Source organism: Roseateles amylovorans (genome assembly GCF_025398155.2).
GTDB classification, from domain to species: domain Bacteria; phylum Pseudomonadota; class Gammaproteobacteria; order Burkholderiales; family Burkholderiaceae_C; genus Roseateles; species Roseateles amylovorans.
In genome coordinates, this window is record NZ_CP104562.2 from 4,283,994 (window position 1) to 4,304,960 (window position 20,967).

Here is a 20,967-nt window from a genome sequence, read left to right on the forward strand (position 1 = left end):
ATTACTCCCTCCCAGTCGCCTGCTTGGTTCGCCCCAACGCATCAAAAGCTCGCGACACAGACCTCCTGAGCTCCCCACTCGGATCCTTCACCGCTTCCCGCGTCCGATTGCCGCTACTGTCCAGCGTGTAATCAATCCGATTGCCGAGTTGGTCTGAGATACCCACCAGCCGATGCGCATCGTCGTAGTCGTAGGACACCGAACTGCCGTCGGCCTGCGTGGTCTGCTTGAGCAGCCCGGTGGGCCAATAGGCGTAGCTGGTGGTGGACCCGTTCTGCGTCACCGAGCTGACGCGCTGGCGTGCGTCGTAGGTGTAGGTGCTGCTGATACCGTTCGGGTCGACCACTTCCAGCGGCTGTCCGTAGGCGTTGTAGCGAGGAAAGCTCGTCACGTGACCGACCGCGTTGGTGGTGCTCTTCAGGTCCCCCAGCGTGTGGTCCGCTGTGGTGTCGGCGTAGTACTCGTTGGTCACCGTGGTCTTTCCCCGCGGGTCGACTTCCGTGAGCACTTGGCCGAAACCGTTGTAGGTCCAGCGCCAGGTCCGAGCAGCCAAACCGCTCTGGGGCACAGCGGCAAAGCCCAAAGCGCCGGTTGCATCGGTGGTGGGCTGTTCAATGCGCTTGCACAACACCGACTGCGGACTGCCATCGGGCAATACCGTCGCCCCGCCGGTCACGCAGTGGCGCACCACATTGCCTTGGGTGGGATCGGGCTGTCCGTTATATACCCAGGTGGTGATCACGCTCGGCTGCGCGGTGCGCGTCACCAGATTCCAAACAGGATGCCATTGCGTAGTTGTCTGACGGGCCTGCGCAGGCAGCGCCGACCAGGCGGCAGCGCATTCCATGGCGGTGGTCAAACCATCGATGCGCGCGGTCTCGGTATTGCGGTCGGTGTCGAAACGCATGCAGCTGCGATGACCGTTGTAGTCATCCGACTGGGTCACGTTTTGATTGGCGTCCAGCACTCGGCGAGCGGTCGCTGGGGCGCTGCCTGCGCCGGCGGCCTGGGTTCTGGAGGTCCACTTCGCCGAGCCAAAGATAGAGGTCGCCGCGAGCTTCTCATCATGACCATTCGGCCACTTGACGGTGACATCAATGCCGGGACTAAGCGTGTGATCAAGCCAAATGACGTTGGCCAATGGGTCATAACTTTCTCTGGTGGACCAGACGCTAGGCTCCCGCCATGTCACCGAATAGGCGTCCAAACCCAAGGCGCGTCGAGTGCCGATGGCGCGCCCAGACTCATCGTAGGTATAAGTGCCGGCTCGCACACCGTTTTCATCGAGGTAGCCCGTGAGCGGCCAACCCAGCGCATGTTCATAAAGAAAGTCTCGCGAGTAGCCGTCATTCCAGACAAGTCTGCTGATCGTGCCACCCTTGTATTCGACGGCGGTCCGCCCATTTCCAGGATCCACTACCGCCGCCACTCGTGCCGATGGGTCCTGTGCTGAGTACTCCATCCGCCACACACGCCCGAATTGGTCCACCAGCCTCGTTGGCCGCCCCTCTTCCTGTATCAATGGATAGTCGGCGCCTGTGCTTCGCTCGATTTGCAGCGTTGCACCGTCGCTTCGCCAGACCTTCAAAAGACGGCCGCGAGCATCGTACTGTTCCAGCCACTTTCCCTTGGCGTCGCGATAGACATAACCTTGGCCAGAGGCCGTCAGGCGATCGCCGATGAGGCCGCCAGCTGGAACGAACCCTCCACCTGGAAGACTCGTAAAAGTCGTCCAGAGCCCATCGCCTCTAGCAGCGTTGACCAAGGTCACACCATTGCTCTGGGGAAAGATGAACAACGCTCTGTCGAAAGTTGCAGTCCATTCACCGAAGCTCTGCGGATCAGAATGGAGCGTCGGTGCCAGCCCGTCGGTGTAGGGGACGCGCCGAATCGAATTGAAGGTCAGACGGATAGGCAGCCAGGGCTGCCACCCCGCCTCTACCGACTGCGTCTTCGCGCCAATAGGTGCCATTACTGGATTGCCATGACACGTGTCGCAAGGAAGGACGACGTAACGATCGCGTACAGGCGCGCAGGCGTGACGTTCAGGAATGAAGACCTCTCCAGGCGAGCATACGCACTGTCGAGAGGCGATATCGAAAAGACCTCTCACCGTGGAACAGTCCTTGTAGGACGTCAGAGTGGACGGGGTTATGACGGTAGTAATGGTCCCAGTTTGGTCACCTTCGCACACCGCAGCTCCGATATCGCCACCAAGCCAACGCCCGCGGTCCTTGGCAATGCCAACCATGGGGCAATCGACCGCGCCGTCCGTCGCGCCTGCCCTCACCGAACAGGCGCCCACTGCGGAGAAGGTCATCGGCGAGCGGCAATGGCTCGGCGCCGAGTAATACTGATTGCCAAAAGCGACTGCCCGTTCCCTTGCATCTTCCGGTACCCCATAGGCGCCGCCTCTAACGACCACGTTGTAGTACGGGCCGTAAACGCGCGGGAAATCGGGGAGACTGGGAGGATCACCCACATACGCGGCGCCCTCGAAACTTGCGGAATAGGCAGGGCTTAGCCAGTCTTTGGGAATGACTCGACTGTATGCGTGCGCAACTGTAGGAAGCGCGGCCAAAAGGAGCCATGCCAAAACTGCGACGAACTCACGAATTCCGTGGCACTCAGACCGTTGGATGCTTGCGCCGTTGCTAAATCTCAATGCACTCTCCCTCTGGTCAACGCGGGTCACCCAGCGCCAGGCGCCAAGTGCGTGAGGGGAGACGATATAGCTACACGGACCGAGCAAGATCAGTCGCTGACTTCAGACGGTTGCTGGGATTGCGTCGTCCATCAAGTCGCTTTCACATGGCCCGCGCGCATCTAACGTGCACTATCGGTGCCCCTCCCCTGGAACGGGCGCGATTCTGGCAGACGCTTCGCTCGATGACGATGGCGGTTGTGTAACGGCCCCTTCTAGCGTCGGTCCGGCCTGATCGGATCGCTGCAAAGTTGCATCTGTGCGCTATACCGCATATCCAACCAAGCGAATGGCCTGGCGCCAAATAACAAAGCGCCTGATGCACAGTGGTCTTGCCCCCGCACAACCGGACAGGGTCTATGCGCTGGTTGAAGCGAGCCTGGTTTGGCTCGCGAGTTGGTGTTGCCTGAATTCTCTGGGCGACCGCATTCTCAGGCTCGAGTGCGGATGCACGCTGTTGAAGTGCTCGAAGGCATTGGGGAGCTGCGCCATCACGGTCTGGGCATCGGCCAGGTTCATGCGGCTGACGTAGTCGCGCTTGAAGGTGTTGACGAAGCTCTCGGCCATCCCGTTGCTCTGCGGGCTGCACACCGGCGTCGTGACAGGCTTGAGCCCTAGCGAGCGCGCAATGGCGCGCGTGTGCGTGGCGATGTACGCGCCGCCGTTGTCTGTGAGGAACTCCAGCTGGTGGTCCTCTGGGATGGCCTCCACGGCGCCGAAGCGCTTCTCGACGGCCTCGATGAGCATCTCGCGCACAGGCTCGCCTGGCAGGCCCTTGCCAGGCCAAGCGCGCCACGCCATGACCTCGCGGTCGCAGCAGTCCTTGGCGAAGGTCGCGGTCACGGTCTCGCCTGAGTCGCACTTGATCTCGAAGCCGTCTGAGCACCAGCGCGTGTCGCTCGTGGTCACTGCCACCTTGCCCTCGTGCTTGCGGCTGGACTGCGGCCTGCGAGGCGCCTTGGGTAGCAGCAACTTGGCCTCGGCCATCACGCGGTAGGCGCGCTTCGGGTTCACAACTGCGCGGCCCTGCACAACGCGCTGGCGGTTCACCAGCGCGCAGGCCCGGCGATAGCCGTAGCTCGGCAGGTCGGCAATGTGTCGCCGCAGTTCGTCGAGCAACTGCGCGTCGGGCGCTGGCATGCGGTTCTTGCGCCCGTCACGCCAGTCCAGCGGGCGATGAACGCGTGTGTGAAGGTGCGAGCGCGCCAGGCCAAGTGCGTCGCAGACCGCCTTCACGGCTCGTCCTTGGGCAACAAGGGCGAGCGCGCAATCCAGTTTTTTTGGCGGCGTAATCCACCGCCTCCTTGAGGATCTCGTTCTCCATCGTCTTCTTGCCCAGCACGCGCTGCAGCTTGGCGATCTCGGCGCGAGCAGCGGCCAGCTCGGATGCCGGCACCACCGACTCGCCAGCAGACACGGCGATCAACGCGCCTTCCTTCTCCAGCTTGCGCCACTGGAACAGCTGGCTGGCCGAGATGCCTTCCTGGCGTGACACCAGCGACACCGACATGCCCGGCTCGTACGTGCGTCGCACGAGCGCAGCCTTCTCCTGCGGTGTCCACCGCCGCCTGCGTTGATCGGTCACCAGGACCTCTACAGACTCCGTTCGCCTAGTCATATTCACAGTCTTACTCCTATCCGAAAGATAAGCGATAGACCATGTCCGGTGAATCAGGGGGCTAGCTCACCGCCACGGTGGAAGACATTCCGATTCACACGGTCCAGGAACTTCTTCTCGCCTTCGGTCAGTCCGCGCAAGCGCGCTGCATCTGCTTGCTCTGGTTGTAGATCTTGGCGTCCTCAGGTGTCAGCGGCTTCCACGCTTCCGTGGATATCCGCGCCTCGCGCCCCTCTCTGTCGAACAAGTGGGCATTGTAGTTTTCCCCAGGACCCCAGCGTGCATGCTCGGCGCCACCGGCTTGCGGACCAGGGTAGGACTGCGTCACGACGCCTTCACCCCGATGAATCGGCACCAACCCGTCAGGGTCAATGAAGCTCAGTGGGTTGCCTTCGACGTAAGCATAGGCGTTGATGCCGCCTTCGATCCCGATGGGGTCACTCTGCACGTAGCTTCCACTTTGATGGTCGTAGAGCGGGATGCGCGTTTAGTTCCTTGCGCCGAGTAACTTGGCATATGCCCAGCACAAAATTAAGGCGACTATTACCGACATCAAACAACTTATCGCAAACATCAAGTCCAAGAACGCTTCATAAGTTGAGATGCTCTCGATTCGAAGAAATGGAAGCAATTCCTCATTGACCAGACCCAGTAGTCTTGATGCAAGTCCCGGCTGTTTCTCAAAAGCTGTTTCTATGCCTAGCTGCATTGCATATGAAGACAAAAGGAAGGCAACTAGAAATAGGCCTAGCAACCGCAGAAGACGAGTGCGCGGCGGACTCATTTCCCAGTCACCGTTCCATAGTAAACAATGTCGATCCGCCGAATAGTGGCCATTTTCGTTGCGAGAAGAGATTTGTCAATTTCCCACCATTGCTTTTTGTCTTTTACGGTCACGCATCCCCATTCATGTACGGCTCATCTCCGGAAAAAGCATGTTCACCTTCGCCCGTACAGCTGCATGTGTTTGACGAAAGACGGCCGAACTGGATGTCAAACTTGAAATCCTCAAGCAAGCCGAGTCTGTCGGTGGCGTTGATTGGATTCCCGCCAACATAGCTGTAGGTATTGATGCCACACACCAACCCGATGGGGTCAGATTGCACATACCTCCCCGTCGTCGCGTCATAGTCCCGGAAGTAGTTGTAACTCAGCCCCGACTCTTTGTCGAAGTACTGCCCGGGGAACCGCAGATTCACTGCCAGCGTCTCGATCGAACTCGGACCCGCCTCCGCCGGCGTGGTCCCAAACGGCTCGCTCAGCCAGCGCCAGCGCTGCGCCCCAGCCGGGTCGATCAGCAGGCGCGGTGCGTTCAGGTGGTCCGAGTAAGCGTGATACACCCGCGGCTCGGTCGTGCTGGACGGCGTGATCACCGCCACCAACATGTCGCCCAGCCAGATGAACTCCTGCAGCGCCCCTCCGCCGCTGTTGTACTCCCCCTGAAGATGACCGTCCAGGTCATACGCGAAGTGGTACTTCTGCGCCCCTGAGATCTTGCGGACCCGCTGACCCGCCGCGTTGTATGCATAGGCTGAGGTCACCCCCGCCTTCACCAGCCCCGCCATGCGCCCGTCCAGCCCGTAGGTGCTGGTGTAGCCCGAGGTGTCCGCAGTGGTGTTGCCCGCCGCGTCGTAGCTGAAGCTGCGCACCGGAGCGCTGATCTCGTTCAGCCGGTTGCTGGTGGCCGAGGTCGTGTACGCCCGGCTGGGGCCGTTGAGCGTCACGCCGCTTTCCTGCGGTAGCGGCTCCAACCCATCCGACCCGCCCTTCTCAGGGAAGGGAGCGAGTTGCCCGCTGCCGTCAGCGGTGCATGCCACTTCGTCCGCATGCACCTCCCACGGCGAACGCCGAATAGCACGCCTGCGCGTCAAGGCCAAGCCCTTCGGTTGGCCGTTGGCCAGACTGGGCTGGCTTCTGACATTTGAAGCACCGTCGAGTCAGTCTTCAGAGAAGTAATTGTCAATAGACAGAGGTATGCCGTAGCTGCCAATTTCCATCATCAATTCCGCCGGCAACGTCGGGCGCTGGGGGTGTCGTATCGGCAGGTGCAGACGTTCTTGGCGGAGCGCGGCACCGCCGTGGATGTGAGCGCGCTGCATCGCTTTGTGCATGCCAAGAAGCGGGCGCCTTTGCTGGCCCAGGTGCAGGGGCGTTTGGCGCAAGGTGCAGTGCCGGCGGCCTTGGCGACCAGCCTCAAGGCGAAGCCTCCGGCGGCGCCAAAGGCGGCCCCGCAGAAGCCGCCCGCCACGGCTGCCACGGCCCCGGCTGTCCAAGCGGCTGCGCCTGTGAAGGCGCCAGCGCCAGGACTGCTGCCGAAGTTCACCTGGGACCCGACCCACTACAACATCGAGGATCTGAAGTGACGCCCACAACGCTCGAAGACGCCCCACCCCAACGCTCCGTGGCCGAGCGGCGCTTGCGCCTGGAGCAGGCCCTGTGTCAGTGGTCGCCGAATAATCCCCACCTGTGATCGTCCAATATTCCCCACCCATCAACGCCAAGGAGCGAGCGATGGAAGTGGAAGTTCAATTGGCCGATGTACCGCAGATCGAGGGTGACGCCGGCAAGGGCGTTACGGTGCCCGTGTTCCAGGAGAACACGGAGGCGCCTGTGCTTGGTCAGCAGCAGTGGGAAGCAATTCATGAGCGGCGGTCGAGAGGCCTGAGCATCTCGGGCATTGCTCGGGAGCTTGACCTGGATCGCAAGACAGTGCGCAGCTGTCTGCAACAAGCAGCCTGGGCGCCGTACCGCCGAGTCGAGGCGAGCAGCCTGCTAGACCCGCACCGTCAGTGGCTGGCCCAGCGCGCGCCCGAGGTCGACTACTCCGCCCGAATCCTCTGGCAGGAGCTTCGGTCGCAGCGTGCCTTCACGGGCAGCTACGTCATCGTTCGCCGAGCGGTTGTGCCGTTGCGAGTGGAAGCGACGGTGGCCGCGTTGACGCAGCGCCGGTTTGAGACTGGCCCGGGCGAGCAGGCGCAGTGCGACTGGGGTCAGGTGACGGTCTCGCTCGGAGGTGTTCGGACCAAGGTACAGGTCTTCGTGATGACGCTTGGCTACAGCCGCCGAGGGTTCGCACTCGGGTTCCTGCGCCAGCGCATGCCTGATCTGCTGGCCGCCCACGAGGCCGCATTCGCCCACTTCGGCGGACGCTGCGAGACATTGCTGTATGACCGCATGCGCACGGTGGTGTTGGGCTCGGCCGAGGGGCGCACGCGACTGAACGCCACATTCGCAGCATTCGCGGAACACTGGGGCTTTACGCCGCGGCTGTGCCAGCCGTATCGGGCGCAGACCAAGGGCAAGGTCGAATCTGGGGTGAAGTACGTCAAGCGCAACTTCGTACCTGGGCGTACCTTCAGCAGCCTGGAGGACTTCAACGAGCAGTTGGCCGCCTGGCAGATCGAGATCGCCGACGTGCGCGACCATGGCACGACGCATCAGCGCCCCATTGATCGCTTTGCCGAGGAAGCGCAGGCCCTGGTGCCGACGGCAGATCACGCGAGCTTCCTACAGGCGATGGTTCGCGATAGGGTCGTCGCCGACGACTGGCTGGTGGCCATCGACGGCAACCGCTACTCGGTGCCGTTCATGCTGATCGGCCGGACAGTGCAGGTGGTGCGAGAGGGCGGTACGTGGGTGATCCGCCACCGTGGCGCAGTGGTGGCCGAGCATCCGGTGCTAGCCGGAAGAAGCCAGTTGAGCGTGCAACCCGAACATGGGCCCGGCGCCTCGTCACGCAATGCCCGGCAGCGCTATGCAGCCCCGAGTGCACATGCGGCTGGCGTGCCAACTCGCGACGTCGAGGTGCGCGACCTGGCGGTCTACGAGCAACTCCTCAGCAGCGCGAACGTGGAGATCTCAGCATGAGCAGAACCACCAAGGAAGCTGCCGCCGCGGTGACGACCGTAGCTGTGACGACACCAGCGCAACTCGAACGCCTGGGCGAGCAACTGCGCAAGCTGCGGTTGCTCAAGAGCGGCGAACGACTGGAGGCACTCCTGCAGCATGCTGCCGAGCAAGAGCTTCCCTACGCGGAATTCCTGGAGCAGGTGCTCAGTGAAGAGGTGGCGGCCAAGACCAGCAAGAACATTGCGATGCGTACGGCGATGGCACGCTTCCCCTTCGTCAAGCCGCTGCAGACCTTCGACTTCGACTACCAACCGTCGATCGACCGCAAGCAGGTCCAGACCCTGGCGAGCTGCCACTTCATCGAGCACGGCGACAACGTCATCGTGCTGGGGCCGCCAGGCGTGGGCAAGACCCACCTGGCTGTCAGCCTTGGCATGAAGGCTATCGAGGCGGGCTACCGGGTGCTGTTTCACGACGGCGGCCACGTTGATCGAAAAGTTGACCAAGGCGCACGCCGAAGGTCGGCTCGAAGAGAAGCTCAAGCTCTACACCGCGCCGCGGCTGCTCATCATCGATGAGATCGGCTACCTGCCCATCGACCGGATCGGGGCCAACCTATTCTTCCAGCTCATCAGTCGCCGCTACGAGCGCGGCCCGATGGTGCTCACAAGCAACCAGAGCTTCGGCGCCTGGGGCGAGGTCTTCGGTGACCGCGTCATCGCAACAGCCATCCTTGACCGGCTCCTGCACCACGCCGTGACGATGAACATTCGCGGCAACTCCTACCGCTTGAAGGACAAGCTCAAGGCCGGGCTCGTCCGATCACACGACGACACAGCTACCCAACCGGGTGGGGAAGTTTAGACGACCATGGGTGGGGAAAATTGGGCGACCGTTGACACCCTGGCCAATACACGTATCGAGGGGCATCAGCCCAGCCCGGAGTTCCTGGCCGACATGCAGGCCATGGTCGACGGGCAGCTCGACGCCGAGGAAGTCAAGCGGCGGATCATTGACCGGGCCAAGCCCGCAGATCGAAGGGCGAGGCCAGCCGGCGCTGAGTGCTGGGGTGCGCAAGGCTTACCCCAGCCTACCGGGCTGGCGGCGATGGCAAAGCAGCGGGTCCGGTCCGGCAAGCTGACCCGGTCGGCCCGTTGCGTGCCGTCGTCACCCGGCGAGGTCTTCAGGATGTGGCAACAGCGTTGGGGTCAACGACCCCAACCTACCGGGCTCCGTGGACCTATGCGGCCTCCACCACGTCTCGGTACCACGCCGATGGACACGCACGAAGGAAACTCTGTTGCCTCATGTTTGCCTCCTGCTCGCGCCCCTCTGATCTCAACGAATAGATGGCATCGAACGCCTCCATGGCTGCACGATTCCAGCGGGTGTCCTCGTCGGCCAACCTAGGAGCCAGTGAGGCCATGTCATCGTCAAGCTCTGGATTCCGGGGCAACAGATCCGCGCGCAGCAGCCTCAGCAGTTCTAACTGCTGATCTGAGACAGCCTCGTCTACACCGAAGGCGCCTTCTCTGTACGCATCAATCAGCTCGATTGCTGCTTCAAGATCACTTAGCTTCACACATGTCTCCTCTCTTCTTATTTCTCGGGCGACACGATTGAGGCCCTGTGAACGGCCAGTTCCCTGAGGCCGACCCCAAGCACCTGTCAAGGCAAGCCTGGCAATTGCCGGTCCAGTCATAGTCCTGGCACAAAGCGTAGGTGCGAATGCAAAAGTTCTTGTCGTCCTTGGGCCATGAATCCGGCTTGTCCTTCGGAGGGTCGATGGGCGGCGGGGGCCAGTTGCCGGGCTTATACCCAGGGTCATATTTCAGGGGATCCTGGCGGTCAGGCTGCATTTGATCTTTGACCCAATCTCTACAGCCTGGCGAAAGCGCACAGCCAACGATCACAACCGGCACGAGGATAGGCAGCGTCTGTGCGATGCGCCCGTCCGGATCAACCGCTGAAATTGGGTTCCCACCCACGTATGCGTACGTGTTGATGCCCCCGTTGAGCCCGATGGGATCACTTTGGACATACCTCCCCGTCGTCGCGTCATAGTCCCGGAAGTAGTTGTAATTCAGCCCCGACTCCTTGTCGAAGTATTGCCCAGGGAACCGCAGATTCACTGCCAGCGTTTCGATCGAGCTCGGAACCGCCTCCGCCGGCGTGGTCCCAAACGGCTCGCTCAGCCAGCGCCAGCGCTGCGCTCCAGCCATGTCGATCAGCAGGCGCGGCGCGTTCAGGTGGTCCGAGTACGCGTGAGACACCCGCGGCTCGGTCGTGCTGGACGGCGTGATCACCGCCACCAATATGTCTACGCGAAGGGTTTCAGCGAGTGCCCCTTGGGTTTGCAAGCTCAGCCCAGCTTACCGGGCTTCTTTTCCGCACCACAAATATTCTCAGCGATAACCTTCGCCAGATGTTTAACCTCAGTACCTAGCGCGTCTGAATTGAATTGTGCCCAAACGCCTATCGCCTTGCGTCCTTCATCGGGGCGGACGGCAACTTCAAATATTTTCTTGTCACCGTACACGTAGACGGCGATATAACCAACCTTACTTGCCACAAAGGATGCCGGAATCAGAAGTTCATATATTTCTTCGTCACTGACCATATCACTTTCTCGGTCAACTCGATCCCAGTATCCGGCCATCCACGAACACCATCCACCGCAGGGAATTACCTCTTCTATACCAAGCACTACCGGTGGGCTGGACACACATGTGCTCAAATCCCGCAGGCATTCCAGAAAATTTTCTGGGTGAGTAGCCGGAACGATGAGGTGCGTTGAGCCTTCGTGGTTCAGCCATATCTCTGCAACAGCAAACACGAAGTCTGGGCCATACTGATCAAACCGATTTGTGAAATTTATCGATGATTGCTCATCAACGCGGACTTCGATTGAGAAACCGGCGAAGCTCAAAGAATAAGACACGACATTCTCATTTGTCATTTTGGTTTTCTCGGCCAATTTGGAAAACCAGCGTCACGCCCAGCCTTCCATTGTTCCGGAGTGAGATCTCGCTGATAAACCACATACCCATGCAAATATTTAATGCACTTCTGTTCGTCAGCCCAGTGCGAACGAAACATCAAAACTTGGCCGGACAAACCATCATAACCAATCTTTGATCTTCCCACAGCAACGGAATTCTGCATTGCGAGGTCTGGGAATGATGGTTCAGCAGAAATTTTCCCGCGCGGCGTACTTCCATGCTTTTCGTCATTTGCCTCGTAGACGTCTGTGTATGAAGTACAGCAGTTATCGTTATTCGAATTCACCCCTGAAGCGTGTAAGTATCTGACCTTGGGTCATAACCCCAGCGTCCGCCACTCGGACTCGCACTTGGCACTGGCGGCGGCAGTGGCATTGGCCCCCAGGGTGTAGGAACAGCCTGTAAACCCATTGGGTCACTAAAGCCCAGCGGATTCCCACCCACATAAGCGTACGTGTTGATGCCCCCGTCCAACCCGATGGGGTCACTTTGAACATACCTCCCAGTCGTCGCGTCATAGTCCCGGAAGTAGTTGTAATTCAGCCCCGACTCCTTGTCGAAGTACGGCCCGGGGAACCGCAGATTCACTGCCAGCGTCTCGATCGAGCTCGGAATCGCCTCCGCCGGCGTGGTCCCAAACGGCTCGCTCAGCCAGCGCCAGCGCTGACCTGCTCGGGAATTTCGAGACAGTAGTTCCTAGAAGACGGCGGGTTGCAGGACTTGATGGAGTTGCTGCTTGAACTCCGTCGGGGTCAAGTATTGCAGGCTGCTGTGCGGCCTGACCTCGTTGTAGTGCTGACGCCAGGACTCGATGACGACCTTGGCCTCGCGGCGCGAGCGGAACCATTCAACGGACAGACATTCGTCGCGGAGCTTGCCGTTGAAGCTCTCGTCGGTACCGTTCTGCCAGGGCTTGCCCGGGTCGTTGAGCACGGTCGCGATTCCGGCGCCGGCGATCCATTCCAGGATGGCCAGGCTAACGAACTCCGGCCCGTTGTCCGAACGCATGAACAGCGGCGCTCCGTGCACGCTCACCAGCCGTGATAGCACCTCGATCACGCGCTTGGATCGGATGGAGCCGGCCACGTCGATGGCCAGGCACTCGCGGGTGTACTCGTCGATGACGGTCAGGCACTTGAGCTGCTGGCCCGTGGCCGTCGTGTCAAAGACGAAGTCGTAGGCCCAGACCATGTTGGCCTTGAAGGGCGTGTGCACGCGCGGCCGCTGGGACGCAATGCGTTTGCGCGAACGCTTCCTGGGCACCAGCAGGCCCGCCTGGCGCCACAGCCGATGCGTGCGCGACCAGCTCAGTTCGAATCCGCGTCGGCGCAGGAAGATGCGGATGCGCCGGTAACCGTAGCGTGGGTACTGGGCCGACAACTCCTTCATCGCCTCGATCACTGGCGCATCCTTGGCCAGCATGCGCGGCTTGTAGCTGGGCGTGGCCCGGGACATGCCGACGAGCCCGCAAGCCCGACGCAGACTCAGGCCGCGCTCGCGAGCGAAGGCGACCTGGGCGCGTCGAGCCGGCGGGCTCACCATTTTTTTGCGTTGATCTCCTTCAGGACCTCGATGTCCAGATCACGCTCAGCCAGCAGCTTCTTGAGCCGGCTGTTCTCCAGCTCCAGGGCCTTCAGGCGCTTGACGTCAGCCACTTCAAGCTGGCCGAAGTGCTTGCGCCAAGCGTAGATCGTGGGCTCGCTGACCTTGTGCTTCTTGGCCGCTTCCGCCACCGTGGTGCGGTCCGCCTCGCGCAGGATCGCCACCATCTGTTCTTCCGTGAATCGACTCTTTCTCATGGGCTCCTCTTGGGATAGAGCCATCTTCTCTGGAAATCAACGTCTCGGAGAAACCGGGCAGGTCACATGGCACTCAGAAAATTCAACCAGTCGGACGCCAGAGGCATACGTAAACGAAGCACTATTTTTATCGGCCTTTGAGCAACCGAACAGCGCCCCTAATGCCAGAAGGGAAGAAATGATAGACAAGAATTTCATGGCGCGGCGAAATGAAACGTGTCAATGAGGGTCCGCGCGTCTTCGACGACCTCACTCAACCCGGCGCGATTCTGGCAAATTGCCTGCAATGCAGCCACCCCGGAACTGCAACAGAGCCAGTGCGCGTTGTTTTGAAACCGCCCCCCCGCGCGCTCATCGCGCAAGTCATCGATTCGGCCCCAAAAAAACAAAGCGCCTGATACACAGGCGCTTCATTCATTCAATCATCCGCCGGCCATTGCCGGCCCGGCCCCTCACCGCAACGGCGTCACCACCCCTCGCCCTTGCGACCAGATGATCGCCACCACCTGCTGCGCGTCATACAGCGCATTCACATGCGCGATGCGCATCGAGTAGTAATCGCCCTCCGCCGCCATGACGTCGAACAGCGAGCGTTTGCCCAGTTGCTGCCACTGCTGCAGTGTGAAGCCGCGCACACGGTCGCTGTTGCGCAGGATGTCGACGATGCGACGCGACCGGTCCATGGACGATTGCGCCGCCTCGTACATCTCCTGCACGCGGTAGCGCTTGGCCTCGATGGTGTCGTCGCGCTGCAGCGATGCCGCCTGGGCGCGTCGACGGGCCGATGTCAGTGCCGAATCCGCGCCCGGCTGGACGATCGGAATGTTGACCTGCACGCCGCCCACCCAGTCCTGCTGACGCGCCTGACCGACCGTCGCCGCGCCCGTGACCAGCAAGCTCACGCTCGGCTGCTGGCCCGCGCGGACCGATTCCGCATAACTGCGCTGCGCCTGCGCATTGGCCGCCGCCTGCGCCACGTCCGGCGCCAGCATCACGTCCGACAGCATTTCATTCAGATCCGGCAGACGCGCCAGCACCGTGCTCATCGTGGCACTGCGCGGCAGATCGTCACCCACGAAACGCTTGAGCCGCACCTCGGTCTGCCGCAGTGCCGACACCGTCTGTTCATAGGACAGGTCGGCCTGCTGCAGGCTCTTCTGCGCCTGCACCAGTTCGCTGGCGCGGCCGCGGTCCGCCTTGGTGATGATGTCCAGCGCCTCAACCAGGCAGGCCATCTTGCGCACGTACTGGGTGTAGACCTGCGCCTGCAGTTGGTAGCGGCCTCGGTCCAGCGCCAGCGACACCGTCTGCAGCGCCAGTTGTTCTTCCGCATTGCTGGTGCCGAAGCGTGCCGCCTCCGCCAACTGCGCGCGCCATTCGGTGAGCTTGGTGATGCGGCCGGAGTCATAGATCGGCGCGGTCACGCTCAGCGTGCCGCGGCCTTGCAGGCCGCTCTGGCGTGTGTCGGGTCCGTTGCCCGGCAAGATCGTGCCTACATGCGAGCCCGTCACCCCCAGCGTGACGGTAGGCATGCGCTGCGCCTTCGCTTCCGCCAGATCGGCTTCGGCCGCTTGCGCCAGCAGGCGCACCGCGCCGACCGCCTTGCTGCGATTGAGCGCGCGCTCGACCAGTTCCTGCAACTGCGTCCGCGGATCAGCCGTGCCGGATTCCAGCAGTGCCGCATCCTTGGCGGCCGTCTGCGTCGCCGGCAAGGCCGCATCGTCACTGCAGCGGCTGGGCGGCGGGTTCTGCGCCCACGCAGGCAGCACCAGCGCCCCCACGGCCAGGGCAAGACAGGAAGCGACGAAGGGATGGCGCCGATGGTTCCGGCGCGGAGTGGTGTCGGTCATGGTCACGCGTACTGCAAGCAATTTCCCATGCCTGTACTGGACCAGTTCTGGACCACGGCGAAACCTCGATAAGGAGGAATGAAGACGACAGTTCAACAGATGTCCGGCAACTTGCGGTAACCAACAGTTACCCTGTCGCACCCAGACCTGCGCCCACCTGTGACAGGCGCGGGATCAACGCTCCCGCAGCGCCTCGCGGGACTTCAGCATCGGACGCAACAGATAACTCAGCACCGAGCGCTCACCGGTGCGGATCTCCACCGACGCGGTCATTCCCGGGATCACCGGCAGCGGCTCGCCCTTCATCTGCAAGGTGCTGCGGTCCGCCGCCACGATGGCCCGGTAGTAGGTGCCCTCGCCGTTCTTTTCCGTTTCGCCCAGGGCATCGGGGCTGATGTATTCGATCTTGCCGTGCAGGCCGCCATTGACGTTGTAGTCATAGCCGGACAGCTTGACGATGGCGCTCTGCCCCACCTGCACGAAGCCGATGTCCCGCGGCTTGACCCGCGCCTCGACCAGCACCCGCGGCCCCAGCGGCACGATTTCCATGATCGGCGCGCCCGAGGACACCACCCCGCCCACCGTGTTCATCTTGATGTTCTTGACCAGCCCCTTGACCGGCGACTTCAGCACCGTGTGCTGCAACGCATCGCGGCGCACCACCATCTGCTCGTCGATCTGCGCCAGCTCGGTCTGCACCCGCGACAGATCGGTGCTCGCCTCCTGCCGGAAGCGGCTGATACGTTCGTTTCGTTGCTGTTGCAATTCGTTGACCTGGCGCGTCAGCCGCATGACCTCGACGTTCGACATCAGCCCCTTGGACGCCATGTCCTGCGCCATCTTCTGCTCGGTCGCGAGCAGCCCCACGCTGCGGTTGATGCTGGAGACCGCCTCCTCCAACACCCGACGCCGGGTTTCGAAGACTTCCGTCTCGCTGTCCACCAGCCGCTGCACCTGCTGCACTTCCGGCGGGAACTTCAGCGCCTGACCCAAGGCCTCGGCCCGCAGCCGCGCCACCTGCGCCATCACGCCCAGCCGTTTGACCTGGCTTTCGTTCTGCGCCGCCTCGGCCCGCGTGGGATCGAGCTCCGCCAGCGGTTGGCCAGCTTCCACTTCCTCACCCTCGCGCACCAGCAGCTTGCTCAGCATGCCGGATTCGAGGCTGGTGATGATCTGCTCCTTGCCGTCCGGCACGATGCGGCCGTCGCTGCGGGTGACCTCATCCACCGTGGCGATCGACGACCAGGCCACGCCCACCAGCAGCACCGCCGCCAGCAGATACAGCACCCAGACCGCGCGCGGCAAGGGCTCGTCGATCAGCGCCGCGTTCACGCTGCCGACGAACAGGCCTTCTTCGCGAGTGAGGGTGCGTTCTTGTGCCATGGGAAGTCAGAGAGTCGCGTGCGACGTCGGTCAGACCGAGGCCGAGCGCTGCACCGGCTGTGCCGCCGGATGCATGTGCAGATTGCCGGCCTCCGGCGCGCTCTGCGCCGGCGCCTGCCCGGCGGGCGCGGCCGGGCGGACGCCCGAGAGCGCCGCCAGCACCTGATCGCGCGGGCCGTCCATCACCAGCCGGCCACTGTCCACCACCAGGATGCGCGACACCAGCTCCAGCACCGCCGGCCGATGGGTGACCATCACCAGCGTGCACTGGCCGGCGGCATCGCGCAGCTGGCGCAGGAAAGCGATCTCGCTTTGCGCATCCATCGAGCTGGTGGGCTCGTCCATCAGCAGGATCTGCGGACGGGTGACCAGGCTGCGCGCCAGCGCCACCAGTTGCCGCTGGCCGCCAGACAACAGGCTGCCCATTTCGCCGACTGGCAGGTCCCAGCCCATCGGATGCCCGGCCACCACGCGGTCCAGGCCCGTCAGCTTCGCCACTTCGACCAGCCGTTGCGCATCGACATGCCGTCCCATCAGGACGTTGTCACGCAAGGTGCCGTGAAAGAGCCGCGGCTCTTGCGACACAAAGCCCACCTTGCTGCGGAACTCGGCCGGATCCACCTGCCGAAGGTCGATGCCGTCCACTTCCACCATGCCCTCGGTGGGCTGGTACAAGCCCGCGAGCATGCGCAGCACCGTCGACTTGCCGCTGCCGATGCGTCCGAGGATCGCCAACCGCTCACCCGGCTGGATGCGCAAGGTCACATTGCGCAGCACCTTCGGCGACTGACCGTCACCTTGCGGCGGATAGGAGAAGCCGACATCGTTCAGGCCGATGCGGCCGGTGATCTGGTTCAGCGGCACATAGTTGCGGTTGGACTCCCGCTCGGTCGGCGCATTCATCACGCTGTTGAGCGACTGCATCGCCGCGCGCGCGCCCTGGTAACGGGTCGCGAGGCTGACCAGGCTGTTCAGCGGCATGGTGGCGCGGCCGGCAAACATCACCGCGCCGATCAGCGAGCCGGCGCTGATCACGCCGTCGTTGATCAGGTAGACGCCCCACACCAGCATGATCAGGTTGATCAGCTGCTGCATGGTCATCGAGATGTTCATGCTCCAGCTCGACATCGTCCGGGCCCGCAGCGCGGACTCGGCCACGATCGCGGTGCTTTGCTCGTAGCGACGCAGGAAGCGGCCCTCGGCGCCGGAGGTCTTCAGGTCTTCCAGGCCTTCCAGCGCCTCGACCAGGGTGCCGTGCAGATCGGCCGCCTCGGTCATGTTGGTGCGCATCGCCCGGCGCAGATAACCCTGGATGGCCAGGCTCATCAGCAGCATCAGCGGGATCGCGCCCATCAGCACCCAGCCCAGCGGACCACCGATCACGAAGGTCATCGCGACGAACACGACGATGAACGGCAGGTCGGTCAGCACCGACATGGTCGCGGAGGTGAAGAAGTCCCGCACCACCTCGACCTGCGCCAGATAGTGGGCATAGGAGCCAGCCGACGCCGGCTTGTGTTCCATCCGCACGCCCAGCGTCTGGCGGAACAGCTTGGCGCCGATGATCAGGTCGGTCTTGCGGCCGGCCAGGTCGATCAGGTGGCTGCGCAACTGGCGCGCAAACATGTCGAACAGCAGCGCCAGCCCGGCACCGACCGCCAGTGTCCACAGCGTGACGAGCGCCTGGTGCGGAATGACCTTGTCGTAGATGACCGAGGTCACCAGGCCCGACACCAGCATCAGCACATTGCTCAGCAGCGCGGCCAGCATCGCCGAGCGGTAATAGGGCACGAAGCGACGCAGGGTGCCCCACAGCCAGTGATTCTCGGGCTGCAGCAGCGGCTGATCTTCCTTGGACAGCGGCTTGGCCTGCGATTGCTCCTGCGGCGTCACCGCCAGGATGAAACCGCTGTATTCCTGATCCAGCTCGGACGCCGGCGCCACGCAGCTGGCCGCCTCCGGGCCGGGGAAAACGACTTCGTAGCGGGCCCCGCCCTCCGGCGCATCGTCCAGGCGGCGGACCAGCACGCAGGCGTCGCCGCCGTTGAGCAGCAGCACCGCAGGCAGCAGCAGCTGGTGGATTTCCTCGATGCCCTTGCGCAGCAGCCCGGCGTTGTAGCCGGCCTCGCGCATCAGGCGAATGCCCTGGTCAGGGCTCAGCGCGCCTTCGATCGGCGCGCCCGCGCGCAGGGATTCGATCGAGCGCGGCCGGCCGTGATGCTGGGTCAGCCAGGCCAGGCATTGCAGCAGCGGATCGACCGCCGGCTGCTGGGCCAGGTCCGCCAGCGGATCATGCGGTTCGTCCGGCATGCCGGGCGCGCGCTGGCCGTCCTCGGCGGCCAGACGCAGGCCGGGGCGGCGTGCGTGCGGGTCTCCGTCGAAGAAAGGATCGTGCGGCCGGGTCATTGGGGGAATCGTGACTCAATCACTGCCGATGGGCGAGTGCCAATTGCTCGAATTCGCGCTCAATGTCACGAACCATCTGCGGGACGTCGAAAAGTGGGCTGTGGCGGCCCTCGTCGCGCAGATAGCGCTTGTAGGACCGGGCGCGGCCGGGGTTCAGGCCGATCTGCACCGCCCGCTCGACGTATTCCTCCAGCGAGAAGGTGATCAGGTCCGGCAGGCCCACCGCCGTCAGCAGGCTGCCGCACATGCGGGAGATGTAGCTGCGGCCGGAGCGGGTCAGGATCGGGGTGCCCATCCACAGGCAGTCGCTGGCGGTGGTGCCGGCGTTGTAGGGGAAGGTGTCCAGCACCAGGTCGGGCAACTGGAAGCGTGCCAGATAGTCCGGCGGCGCCACCCGCGGCGCAAAGATCAGCCGGGCCGGATCCACGCCACCCGCCTGCGCTTCGCGCTGCAGGTTGGCCTTGGCCCATTCGTTGTCCGCCAGCAGCCACAACACGCTGTTGGGCACACGCGAGAGGATGCGCATCCAGGCCGAGAACATCTCGGCATTCATCTTGTGGTTGTTGTTGAAGGAGCAGAAGACGAAACCATCGTCCGGCAGGCCGTATTGGGCCCGGGTAGGCGTGGCGCCCACCTCGCGCTGGCGATCGCTCACCTGGTAGCAATGCGGCAGGTAGATCGGCTTCTCGCTGCAGTACGGCAGGTACTCGGGCGGCATGACGAAGCGGTCCGCCAGCATCCAGTCCACGCCCGGCAGCAGCGCGGTCGCCGGCAGGCCGAGGTAGCTCACCTGCACCGGTGCCGGCCGATGCGCCAGGATGTTGGGCCGGGCGCCGCTGGTCAGGCCCTGCAGGTCCACCAGCACATCGATCCCGGTCTGCGCGATCACCTTGGCGGCGGTGGCATCGTCCATCGCGTTGATGCGCCAGACCTTGTCCATCGATTGCAGCAGGCGGCGGCGCAGCGAGGTGCCGTCCTCCCGGCTCCAGCAAAAGGCGTGGATTTCGAACCGGCTGCGGTCATGCAGCTCATACAGCTCGGCGGTCAGCAGGCCGACCGCATGCATGCAGAGGTCGCCGGACAAATAACCGATCTTGATCTTGTCGCCCTGCTGGCGCGCGGCCACCGACACCGGATGGCGCCACAGCGGCCCGTCCTTCGGCTTGCTGACCTTTTCATAGACGAAGCGCTGGGCCGCGCCCATCTGCAGCGCCGGATCGTCGGTCGCGCTCAGCGTGGCCAGCAGCGAGGTGGCCAGCAGCAACTGGTTGTGGGTGACCTCGCCGAAGGGCTGGTACACCGGCCACTTGCATTGCTTCTGACGGATGTGCACGTAATGCTGCATCACGTCGGTCTGGTCCGACTTGAGGGTCAGGCTGCGCACCATCAGCGCTTCCGATTCCTCATAGCTCCGCTGCAGCTCCAGCACGCGGGCCGCATTGTTCAAGGCATGGGTGCGCAGGCCCAGCAGATCGGCGCCCAGGGCTTCCATGGGCTGGTCGTTGTCGTAGACCGCGCGCCAGGCGGCCAGCGCGTCCTCGATCCGGGACTGGTGCTCCAGCTGATGGCCGAGGTTCAGACGCGCCTGGGCAAAGCTGGGGCTGATGGCCAGCGCCCGCAGGTAGGCCTGCTCGGCCCGCTGATGCTGCTGGATGTTGCCGAGCACCGTGCCCCAGTTGTAGAGGGCCACCAGTTGGGCCGCCGCTGGCTGCTGGCCAGTCTGACCGACGGCCTCCAGCCACACCTCATACAGAAGAGCCGCCGCTTCGCCCAGGTTCTGGCCCTGGAAGAAATTGCCACGGTCCATCAGCTCGGGCAGCGGCAGGCTGCCGTCACGGGCGCGGCTCAACAGCTGCTCCCATTCCGGAGCCAGCGGGGCGGGAACGCTCAAGTTCTGCATGCTGGGCTGGGTGATGTCCATGTTGACCGGGCGTTGCGCAAGTCGGATCAGGCCGTCGGCGGCGGGATGCGAGCGCACCGCGCAGGACGGAACTGCAGTCAGACGCCGCCGACCCCGTCAGCACGCGCCATTCGACCGCCTATCGAGATTGTGAACGGCTCACCCTCGGCCGGATCGGGGCAAATGGCCGTGGCGGACCGGCCATTTCCACGTTTGCAGTCCTTTTGTGAAGGGAGCGGTCATGAATCAATTCAAGGGTTAACCCGTACATACATCGCCGCTGCCGCTGCCGCTGCCACCCCGGCCAGCGACTGTGGCGCGACGACATCGCTGCCGGACCAGGCCGGGTCGCTCCTCATTCAGCCCTTTATCGGCAGATGCGCGAGCAACTTGAGCAGAAAAAGAATGATCAACGGCTCCCCTTTTTGCCGCATCTGCGTAACACTTACTTACGCA

The 20,967-nt window shown here is 63.1% G+C and carries 15 protein-coding genes and 2 pseudogenes; 4 read left to right on the forward strand and 13 right to left on the reverse strand.

Features of this window, described 5'->3' with window-relative positions; all coding sequences use genetic code 11:
- Position 1 precedes the first annotated feature (1 nt).
- The 4 genes from N4261_RS17650 to N4261_RS17665 all read right to left on the reverse strand — a co-directional run bounded on the left by N4261_RS17650 (position 2) and on the right by N4261_RS17665 (position 6,046).
- Positions 2–1,972 (reverse strand): RHS repeat domain-containing protein, encoded by a 1,971-nt coding sequence (locus N4261_RS17650; protein WP_261756592.1) that lies wholly within the window; start codon positions 1,970–1,972, stop codon positions 2–4.
- Positions 1,973–3,061: 1,089 nt separating this feature from the next.
- Positions 3,062–4,322 (reverse strand): IS3 family transposase gene (locus N4261_RS17655; RefSeq protein ID WP_261760753.1). Its coding sequence is split into 2 segments (ribosomal slippage): positions 3,062–3,989 and positions 3,988–4,322, totalling 1,263 coding nucleotides; the frame shifts between segments, so codons are not numbered across the junction.
- Positions 4,323–4,449: 127 nt separating this feature from the next.
- Positions 4,450–4,803 carry an RHS repeat-associated core domain-containing protein gene (locus N4261_RS17660; RefSeq protein ID WP_261760754.1) on the reverse strand — a complete coding sequence of 118 codons (354 nt, stop codon included), beginning with the start codon at positions 4,801–4,803 and terminating at the stop codon, positions 4,450–4,452.
- 412 nt (positions 4,804–5,215) lie between these two features.
- A complete protein-coding gene (locus N4261_RS17665) occupies positions 5,216–6,046 on the reverse strand; it encodes an RHS repeat-associated core domain-containing protein (protein WP_261756593.1) in 831 nt (276 codons plus the stop codon).
- A 321-nt stretch (positions 6,047–6,367) separates the two neighbouring features.
- On the opposite strand from N4261_RS17665, the gene N4261_RS17670 reads away from it, so the two are divergent.
- The 4 genes and pseudogenes from N4261_RS17670 to N4261_RS26160 all read left to right on the forward strand — a co-directional run.
- Positions 6,368–6,685 carry a hypothetical protein gene (locus tag N4261_RS17670; protein ID WP_261756595.1) on the forward strand — a complete coding sequence of 106 codons (318 nt, stop codon included), beginning with the start codon at positions 6,368–6,370 and terminating at the stop codon, positions 6,683–6,685.
- A 148-nt stretch (positions 6,686–6,833) separates the two neighbouring features.
- On the forward strand, positions 6,834–8,189 hold the full coding sequence (gene istA, locus N4261_RS17675) for an IS21 family transposase (RefSeq protein ID WP_261756596.1): 1,356 nt from the start codon (positions 6,834–6,836) through the stop codon (positions 8,187–8,189).
- Positions 8,186–9,035 (forward strand): annotated as a pseudogene (gene istB / locus N4261_RS17680) (IS21-like element helper ATPase IstB). The gene istA and the pseudogene istB overlap by 4 nt, the downstream one beginning before the upstream one ends.
- 6 nt (positions 9,036–9,041) lie before the next feature.
- Positions 9,042–9,179, forward strand: a pseudogene (locus tag N4261_RS26160) (antitoxin VbhA family protein); the annotation flags it as partial.
- A gap of 232 nt (positions 9,180–9,411) precedes the next feature.
- Here the strand turns inward: N4261_RS26160 and N4261_RS17685 are convergent.
- The 9 genes from N4261_RS17685 to N4261_RS17725 form a co-directional block, all read right to left on the reverse strand.
- Entirely contained in the window at positions 9,412–9,753 is a 342-nt protein-coding gene (locus tag N4261_RS17685) for a hypothetical protein (RefSeq protein WP_261756597.1), read from the reverse strand.
- Positions 9,740–10,531 (reverse strand): RHS repeat domain-containing protein, encoded by a 792-nt coding sequence (locus N4261_RS17690; RefSeq protein ID WP_261756598.1) that lies wholly within the window; start codon positions 10,529–10,531, stop codon positions 9,740–9,742. Before N4261_RS17690 ends, N4261_RS17685 begins: the two co-directional genes overlap by 14 nt.
- 2 nt (positions 10,532–10,533) lie before the next feature.
- Positions 10,534–11,148, reverse strand: coding sequence for a hypothetical protein (locus N4261_RS17695; RefSeq protein ID WP_261756599.1), 615 nt, complete (start codon positions 11,146–11,148; stop codon positions 10,534–10,536).
- A gap of 307 nt (positions 11,149–11,455) precedes the next feature.
- Positions 11,456–11,863, reverse strand: coding sequence for an RHS repeat-associated core domain-containing protein (locus N4261_RS17700; RefSeq protein ID WP_354005414.1), 408 nt, complete (start codon positions 11,861–11,863; stop codon positions 11,456–11,458).
- Positions 11,864–11,869: 6 nt separating this feature from the next.
- A protein-coding gene (locus N4261_RS17705; RefSeq protein WP_261756600.1) for an IS3 family transposase occupies positions 11,870–12,972 on the reverse strand; the annotation gives its coding sequence in 2 pieces (ribosomal slippage) (positions 11,870–12,714 and positions 12,714–12,972; 1,104 coding nt in all).
- A gap of 452 nt (positions 12,973–13,424) precedes the next feature.
- Entirely contained in the window at positions 13,425–14,822 is a 1,398-nt protein-coding gene (locus N4261_RS17710) for a TolC family protein (protein ID WP_261756601.1), read from the reverse strand.
- Between the two features lie 174 nt (positions 14,823–14,996).
- A complete protein-coding gene (locus N4261_RS17715; protein ID WP_261756602.1) occupies positions 14,997–16,205 on the reverse strand; it encodes an HlyD family type I secretion periplasmic adaptor subunit in 1,209 nt (402 codons plus the stop codon).
- Positions 16,206–16,235: 30 nt separating this feature from the next.
- The gene (locus tag N4261_RS17720; RefSeq protein ID WP_261756603.1) at positions 16,236–18,611 is read right to left on the reverse strand and encodes a type I secretion system permease/ATPase; all 2,376 of its coding nucleotides are present in this window, start codon (positions 18,609–18,611) and stop codon (positions 16,236–16,238) included.
- Positions 18,612–18,630: 19 nt separating this feature from the next.
- The gene (locus N4261_RS17725; RefSeq protein ID WP_261756604.1) at positions 18,631–20,589 is read right to left on the reverse strand and encodes an O-linked N-acetylglucosamine transferase, SPINDLY family protein; all 1,959 of its coding nucleotides are present in this window, start codon (positions 20,587–20,589) and stop codon (positions 18,631–18,633) included.
- Positions 20,590–20,967: the final 378 nt, after the last annotated feature.